The sequence below is a fragment of the Oceanimonas aquatica genome (assembly GCF_030732065.1).
Taxonomy (GTDB): Bacteria; Pseudomonadota; Gammaproteobacteria; order Enterobacterales; family Aeromonadaceae; genus Oceanimonas.
The window spans coordinates 83,571-91,451 of record NZ_JAVBHX010000011.1 but is presented as its reverse complement, the minus strand read 5'-3'; the positions used below and the strand labels follow the sequence as shown (position 1 = coordinate 91,451).

Sequence of the window (7,881 nt, the reverse complement as noted above, 5' to 3'; positions counted from 1 at the left end):
GCGGCCATAGCGTTGTGGAACCACCTGATTCCATGCCGAACTCAGCAGTGAAACGCAACCGCGCCGATGATAGTGTGGCAGCTGCCATGTGAAAGTAGGTCACTGCCAGGCACCCAATTTAGTCTCGAACTATACAGCTTAATGCGGAGCGGTAGTTCAGTTGGTTAGAATACCGGCCTGTCACGCCGGGGGTCGCGGGTTCGAGTCCCGTCCGCTCCGCCACATTTAAGAAGCCCTTAGCTAGTTGATAGCTAAGGGCTTTTTGCTTTTCTATCCTCAGTAAAACCACACACCCGTATTCTGTCAAATCACCCCTCGTGACCAAACCGTGACCATTTCGTGACCCGGACCTTGCTTTGACCGGAGGTCAAAATTTCATCAATGACCTGGCTGAGCATATGACCCGTGACTGGCATTTTTTATTGTCTCCTTATGGTCATGGTGTTAGTTTTGATTCACATGGAGCCTAAAAGCCCTAAGTGCCGAAAAATTGCCAGTATTAAGAAACAAAAAGGCTCTGTAGTTGCGGTAAAACATAGGCCAATAATTTTTCATTGTTAACTACTTGTCTGAAAGTGGTATAGAGAGGCGATGCTTGAAATCTACTTGTGAAGAACGTTATGGCGTGGATGCACTTGATGAGCCTGATAAGCAGTATGGAAAAGCAATGATGACAGGGCCTGATGGAACACGAACATATATAAATGCATCGATTGGTCCTTGCACAGATATTATTGAAAATGCATATATGACTCTGGTGCGAAGAGAGACAGCGGAAGGTGCATTAGCACTGTTCCATGAAATGCGCAAAGAGCACCCTGAAACCTGCATGCGTTATATGTACAATGATCCCGAGCTGGGTTTCCCTCCATATTGGGAGATCGATCCCGACCCCAAAGCACTAAGAAGACGAATTCATGGTGCTGAGCCTGGCCATGCAACTATGTATGCACTGTTCAAAGCTGGCCTTTCTAAAGAAGAAGCCACAGAGCTTTCTTTGCCATTACTAGAAGCTAAAGAATAGCGAAAAGAGCAGTCAGCATGTATGACCTTATCGGTGATATTCACGGCCATGCCGCTGCGTTGGAGTCTTTGCTGCTAACTATGGGGTATCAGCAAAGCTCGAATGGTTGGTGCCACCCTGAGCGAAAAGTGATCTTTTTAGGTGACTTTATTGATCGTGGACCAGAGCAGTGCAAAACCGTGGAGATAGCTCGTAACATGGTGGAAAACGGTCAGGCACTGGCAGTGATGGGAAATCACGAGTTCAATGCCGTGGCCTACGCCACACTTGATCCAGACAACCCAGAGCAGTATCTACGTCCACATACAGTCAAGAACTACGAACAGCATCAAGCCTATCTGAGTCAGGTTGGTGAGGGCGGTGACCTGCATCGGGAGCACATTGCTTGGTTCAAGAGCCTGCCACTATATCTGGATTTGCCAGAGTTCAGAGTTGTACATGCCTGCTGGCATCCAGCGCAGATACGGAACATAAAGCCTTATCTCGATGATAAGCAACGTATCTTGGAGGCTTCCTGGCCCGAACTTACTCGACAAGGTAGTTCGGGCTTTGATGCACTGGAAACCCTGCTTAAAGGACTGGAAATTACCCTTCCCCAAGGGCATCAGTTTTTTGATAAAGACTGCAACCCTCGCTGTCACATCCGTACCGAATGGTGGAACCTTGAAGCTCTTACCTACCGGGAGCTTGCTATGGTGCCGAGTGATGCCATTTCCCAGATACCGGATACTCCTGTGCCAACAGATATGTTGCCGGGCTATGATGGCCATAAACCGGTATTTGTCGGTCACTACTGGCTCTCAGGTGAACCCACCCCGCTTAATGAGCATGTCGCCTGCTTGGACTACAGTATTGCAGCCAAATATGACGGTAAGCTTTGCGCCTACCGATGGGACGGACAACCTCGCTTAACAGCCAAGCAGTTTTGCTGGGTTCCGTATAGAGCAAAGTGACAAGCCTGTTTGTATAAAAATAATGAAAAACACAGAAAGGAGATCTCTGTGGCAGCATTCATAAAAGAACGAATCTCGGCGTTGCCGGCCAATAATCAGCCAGACCTACTGAAATGCTTGGACATGATGGAAAGTGCTCCAACTCAGGTCTCTGAACTCGTAGAGATTTTATGTGCGGGTGAGCCTATGTTCCCAGGCCCAAGTAGGAGTTTGCTTCTGGAGGTGGCAGGCGCTGAGGAGCTAATGTCGCTCGCAACTAGGCTCACAGACATAACCGATAGCTCTACTCGTGAGAGTATATACAGGGTTATCGAGGTTGGAGTACACAGAGTCAAGCCCTTGGTTGCGGCTAAAATTTACACGTTAGTGGCAACTTCTCTTTGCACCGACATAGCTGAGTTTGATTCTGGAAAAGGTGTGCAAAAACTGACGGTCGTCGCTGGTGTGACTGCAACAGTAACATCTTGTATCTGTGCGCGCGGTGCTGTGAAACAACCTGAAAATCAGTGCTTGCTCTCTGATGAATTGAAGTCAGAACTTTTTGAAAGCATTAAAAACCGTGAGCTGTGGGTAGAAAGTGGAAGTGAAGATCCATGGAAGTTCTGGGGCGTTCTTGGCGCATTGCTGGCCAGTGAAAAAGTAAACTGGCTGGTTAAACCCAGAGGCTAACTTGGCACTTGGTTGCAACTGGCTTATTGAAGCGCGTCCCCTCTTTTGAGCATCTCACCAGCCAGTGCAGCCAAGTCCGGTGGCAGGCTTTGTAGCTATCTTTGGGATGATAATGCGCAGTTAAAGGTTGAACATTTTTGCTGGGTTCCGTATGGGGCAAGGTGGTAAGCTTGATTACAAATGAGTAATGAGGTTTACCCTGTGTTCAAAAAACGAGTGCTACTGACCTGGTTGGGGCGGCATGATCTTGATGCAGAGAAAAGTGGGCATCATGGTGCAATTGCCTCCATATTGTTGAAGTCTGGGGCTCCATTCGATGAGGTCATCATCCTCATCAGCAACTGGGGAGATGAAGCTCCCGGATATAAGCAATGGCTGGAATCACTGCTTGTTGAACACCGCCGCAACACCAAAATCATATTTAAAGAAGTTACCTTAACCAGCCCCATAGATTACCCCGGTATCTACGCCATCTGTCGAGAACAGCTTGAGCCGCTATCCGCCGACAAATCCATTGTTACCCTCAACCTGACCTCGGGTACCCCCGCCATGATTGCTACCTGGCTTTTACTCGGGAAAGGCGTCTATGGCACTCGGCTTGTGCAAACCTCGCTTCAAAAAGGCCTCACCCCTGTCGAGCTGCCTTATGACATCTCACTGGAATATCTTCAGCGTCAGGACGGTAAGCTCGGGGCCATGGCCGCAGACAGGCCGGATATGGCCACTCAGTTTGAGCACATACAAAGTGAGTCCAGTGCCATGGCCAACGTGGTCAGGCTGGCTCAGAAACTGGCTCCCCGAAATGTCCCTGTCATCATTCAGGGGGAGTCAGGCACAGGTAAGGAAGTGATAGCCGAGGCAATCCACCATGCCTCATTACGGGCAACCAAACCGTTTATCGCGGTGAACTGCGGTGCCATTCCGAATACGTTAATTGACTCTCAGCTCTTCGGGCATAGAAAAGGTGCTTTTACCGGAGCAACGGCCGACTGAAAAGGATTCTTCGATGAAGCGGATGGCGGCACCCTGTTTCTTGATGAGGTAGGTGAGTTGCCACTGGATGCTCAGGCCAAGCTGCTTCGGGCATTACAGCAACAGGAGGTTACCCCTGTCGGAGCCAGTAAGGCACACAAGGTTGACATCAGAGTGATTGCTGCCACTCACCGTGACTTGTTGGAAATGGTGGAGCAAGGAGCGTTCCGTGAGGATTTGTTTTATCGACTGGCGGTCGGCATCATACAGCTTCCGCCTTTGCGCGAGCGCATTGCCGATATCCCTGAGCTGGTGACTGTGTTGATGGCTCGGCTGAATCAAGAAGCAAATGAGCAACCCGGCTATAAAAGTAAAAACATTTCCAATGCCGTAATAAATTTTATAAAAGAACAGCGTTGGCCGGGTAACATTCGGGAGTTATGGAATACCTTGTTGAGAGCTTCAATTTGGTCGGAAGAGGAACAGCTTGAGGTCGAACATCTGCAGCAAGCCATGATAAAACGGCCCGAAATGAAGTGGAGTAACCCATCTGGAGCGGATGTGTCCAAAGGGGTTGATATCAATGATTTGCTAGAAAAAACAAAGCGTTATTATGTTGAAGAAGCGCTTAGACTGACCGCCGGTCAAAAAGGAAAGGCGGCTGCGTTGCTTGGGCTTAACAATCATCAGACCCTGGGCAACTGGATGAAGCAACTGGGTATTAAGGATGCCTGACAGGCATGTTCAATAAAGTTGGCACGATACCTGAAATAAAAATAACCATGTACGGGTAAAAGAGATGCAATCGATGAACTTTGAACACATCAGGCCGCACTGGCCGGTATTGGCAGAACTGGGAGCGTATGCCGAAGCGTATGCCTGTTCAGATCCTCAGAGTGCCTTGGTCAAGTTACGCTGTTTCGTTGAGAAGCTGGTGGGTGTGATTTATAAAGATCTTCGGCTCCCGATTGAGCCTAACGCCAGCTTTATTGATCGTTTGAATAACGGCGGTTTTACCGCTGTGGTACCTAAAATCATTCTCGATAAGCTCCATGCTGTGCGGATCCATGGCAACAAGGCGGCCCATGAGGGTGACGTGTCTGTTAGCACCGCTGTCTGGCTGGTGGAAGAAGCCTACTACCTGTCTTGCTGGTTGTTTATTGCCAGAGCAAAAGGTACTCGTGAAGGTTGCCCTGTCTTTAAACAGCCTCTGGTGCCAGAGTCCACCGGCGCCAAGGCCGAGTTCAAGAAAAAGAACAAGGCGCTGCAGCAAAAGCTGAGTGATCAGTCAGCACAACTTGAAAGTGCTCTGCAAGAACTGGAAGCCGCAAAGGCAGCCGAGCAGGAAGCACAGCGGCTGGCCGCCAAGCTCAAAAAAGAAGTGGATCAGGTTAAAGCCCAGGCCTTCAGCAAGGGAAGCCAGGTGGCCACCAACACCCTGGATCTCAATGAAGAACAGACTCGTAGAAAGCTTATCGACAGCGAACTGCGCCTGGCCGGCTGGGACGTCAGTCAGGATAATGCCAGCACCGAGCAAGTATCCATTGAGTTGGAAGTAGACGGCCAGCCAACACAGAGTGGAAAAGGCTATTGCGACTATGTGCTATGGGATGACAACGGCAAGCCACTAGCAGTAGTGGAAGCCAAGCGCGCCAACGAAAACCCGGAAAAAGGCCGGCAGCAGGCCAAGCTGTATGCCGACTCGCTGGAGAAAAAGCACAACCAGCGCCCGGTAATCTTCTACACCAATGGTTATGACATCTGGATCTGGAATGATGCTCAGAACGAAGCACCGCGCAAGCTTTACGGCTACTACAGCAAAGACAGCCTGCAATATCTGATTGCCCAGCGCCGTAAGCGACAGGATCTCAATCGTACCGAGATAGACACCACAATTGCCGGCCGGCTCTATCAGATGGAAGCCATTACCCGCGTCAGCGAACGCTTTACGGATGGACACCGCAAGGCGCTGATTGTTCAGGCCACCGGTACCGGTAAAACACGGGTTTCCATTGCCTTGACCAAACGTTTGCTTAGTGCAGGCTGGGCCAAGCGGGTGTTGTTCCTGTGTGACCGCAAAGAATTGCGCAAACAGGCCAAGAATGCCTTTAGCGAGTTCATCAGAGAGCCACTCTATGTAGTTGGACGCAGCAACAAGCAGGAGCAGAACAAAGCCCGTATCTACATCTCTACCTACCCGGGCATGATGAATATTTACGAGCAGTTTGATGTGGGCTATTTCGACCTCATCATTGCCGATGAGTCCCACCGCTCTGTCTATAACGTATTCGGTGACCTGTTCAAATACTTTGATGCTCGTCAGGTGGGGCTTACTGCAACACCGGTAGAGATGATCAGCCGTTCTACCAGCCGGCTGTTCGGTTGTGACTACAAAATGCCTACCGCCAACTACCCGCTGGAACAGGCGGTGGCGGACGGTAACCTGACCCCGTTTCGCGTGGTCAGCCATACGACCCAGTTTTTGCGCGAGGGCATTAAGGGCAGTGCTCTGAGTGATGAACAGCTGGCTGAGCTGGAGGATCAGGGGCTGGACCCCAATGAGCTGGACTTTGATGCGCCGGCCATTGATAAGGCTGTGTTTAATAGAGACACCAACCGGGAAATTCTGCGTAATCTGATGGAGCGGGGCCTGCGCGATGCCGACGGCCAGCTGCCGGGCAAGAGCATCATTTTTGCCCGCAATATTCAACATGCCGAATTGCTGGCAGAGCTGTTTGGTGTACTTTACCCCCAGTACGGCAGTAACTTTTGCCGGGTTATCCACTCCAAGTTTGTGCGAGCCGAAGACCTGATCGACGATTTTAAAAAGACCGATGGCTCAGCGGATCAAATCACCATTGCTGTCTCGGTAGACATGCTCGATACCGGTATTGATGTACCGGCAGTGGTTAACCTGGTGTTTGCCAAGCCTGTCAAATCCAAGGTCAAGTTCTGGCAGATGATTGGGCGCGGCACCCGTTTGTGTGAAAACCTTTACGGCGAAGGTAAACACAAGAGCGAGTTTCTGATCTTCGACCACTGGGCTAACTTCGATTACTTTGAAATGGAGCCGGAAGAAACGGAACCCACTTCAAGCAAATCTCTGTGTCAGAAGCTGTTTGAGGCCCGCCTTGAGCTGGCAGAAGAGGCGCTCAAGCGCGCCGAAATGGGCCTGTTTGCTCAGACCATTAAATTAATCAGGGACGACATTAACGCTCTGGATGAGCGTTGCATCGCGGTGCGGGATAACTGGAAGCTCAAGGCCCAGTTGAGTGATGAAAAACGACTGGACCAGTTTGCGCCTGATACCCGTCAGCTGCTGCGTAACGAGATGGCCCCCCTGATGCAGTGGCGTAATATCAAAGGCCAGTCTGAAGCCCTGCAGTGGGACTTGCAGCTCACCGGGCTGCAGCATGTGCTGCTTACCAATCCCGCTCAGCTGAGCCTGGCCAAAGAGCCGGTGCTGGTTAAGGTGCGGCAACTGTCCATGCACATCAACCAGGTGCGTGCCAAATCCGAGCATATCCATGCCATTCAGCAAGACGGTTTCTGGCAAGCTGCTGAGCAGCAGGATCTGGAAGCCAAACGGCTGGCGTTGCGCAGTATTATCCATTGGCGCGACAAAGGTGCGGCACCATTGCCCGACCCCTTGCTGGTGGTGGATATCAAGGAAGACCAGGGTGGTTACGTTACCGAAGAGCGACCTACCAACATAGTGTCGGTGGACTACCAGATTTATCGCCAGCAGGTGGAAGCCACCCTGACGCCGCTTTTCGAGACCAACCCCGTATTGAACAAGATCCGCACCGGTGCAGCCGTTACGCCGGCGGAGCTGAAGCAGCTTAATGCTCTGGTGCACGTGCATAATCCCGGTCTCGACCTGGCTTTGCTCAAGGAGTTTTTCCCCGAGTCGAGCGCTGGGCTTGATCAACTGTTGCGTACCATAGTCGGCATGGATGCCAGTGCGGTGGAGAGTGCCTTTACCCACTTTGTGCAGACGTATCACACCAGTCTGAATGGTCAGCAGCAGCGTTTTATTTCCATGCTCAAAAATCACCTGTGCCGCTTTGGCACCATTAATGTAACGGATCTGTATGAGCAGCCGTTTATCGGCGTGCACACCGACGGACTGGACGGCATTTTTGCCGAACATCAGGCCGATGCCCTCTGCGCCTTGATCAAGGACTTTGGCGTTGATTTGGGCAGAATGAAAATCAGTGCCAATGTCACCCGTTAAACATCGGCCACGGTAATTGTGTGAAG

5 protein-coding genes, 1 tRNA gene, 1 rRNA gene and 1 pseudogene are annotated in these 7,881 nt (G+C 50.9%); all 8 read left to right on the top strand.

Annotated elements, in window-relative coordinates; genetic code table 11:
- Positions 1-111 (top strand): 5S ribosomal RNA (rrf, locus tag Q9290_RS14850); the annotation flags it as partial.
- Between the two features lie 34 nt (positions 112-145).
- Positions 146-222 (top strand) — tRNA-Asp (locus Q9290_RS14845).
- Between the two features lie 373 nt (positions 223-595).
- Positions 596-1,024 carry a hypothetical protein gene (locus Q9290_RS14840; RefSeq protein WP_306080429.1) on the top strand — a complete coding sequence of 143 codons (429 nt, stop codon included), beginning with the start codon at positions 596-598 and terminating at the stop codon, positions 1,022-1,024.
- Between the two features lie 17 nt (positions 1,025-1,041).
- Positions 1,042-1,977: a metallophosphoesterase gene (locus Q9290_RS14835; protein WP_306080428.1), complete on the top strand. Its 936-nt coding sequence runs from the start codon at positions 1,042-1,044 to the stop codon at positions 1,975-1,977.
- Positions 1,978-2,025: 48 nt separating this feature from the next.
- Positions 2,026-2,646 (top strand): hypothetical protein, encoded by a 621-nt coding sequence (locus tag Q9290_RS14830; RefSeq protein ID WP_306080427.1) that lies wholly within the window; start codon positions 2,026-2,028, stop codon positions 2,644-2,646.
- Between the two features lie 180 nt (positions 2,647-2,826).
- Positions 2,827-3,888: pseudogene (locus tag Q9290_RS16500) on the top strand (sigma 54-interacting transcriptional regulator); the annotation flags it as partial.
- 9 nt (positions 3,889-3,897) lie between these two features.
- A complete protein-coding gene (locus Q9290_RS16505) occupies positions 3,898-4,353 on the top strand; it encodes an AAA-type ATPase lid domain-containing protein (RefSeq protein ID WP_462806090.1) in 456 nt (151 codons plus the stop codon).
- A 64-nt stretch (positions 4,354-4,417) separates the two neighbouring features.
- Positions 4,418-7,855, top strand: a complete 3,438-nt coding sequence (locus Q9290_RS14820; RefSeq protein ID WP_306080426.1) for a DEAD/DEAH box helicase family protein — start codon at positions 4,418-4,420, stop codon at positions 7,853-7,855.
- Positions 7,856-7,881: the final 26 nt, after the last annotated feature.

What these genes read in the sequence shown, in the direction of transcription:
- Q9290_RS14835 (WP_306080428.1), top strand. Translation starts at nt 1,042, where the DNA reads ATGTATGACCTTATCGGTGATATTCACGGCCATGCCGCTGCGTTGGAG.
- Q9290_RS14820 (WP_306080426.1), top strand. Translation starts at nt 4,418, where the DNA reads ATGCAATCGATGAACTTTGAACACATCAGGCCGCACTGGCCGGTATTG.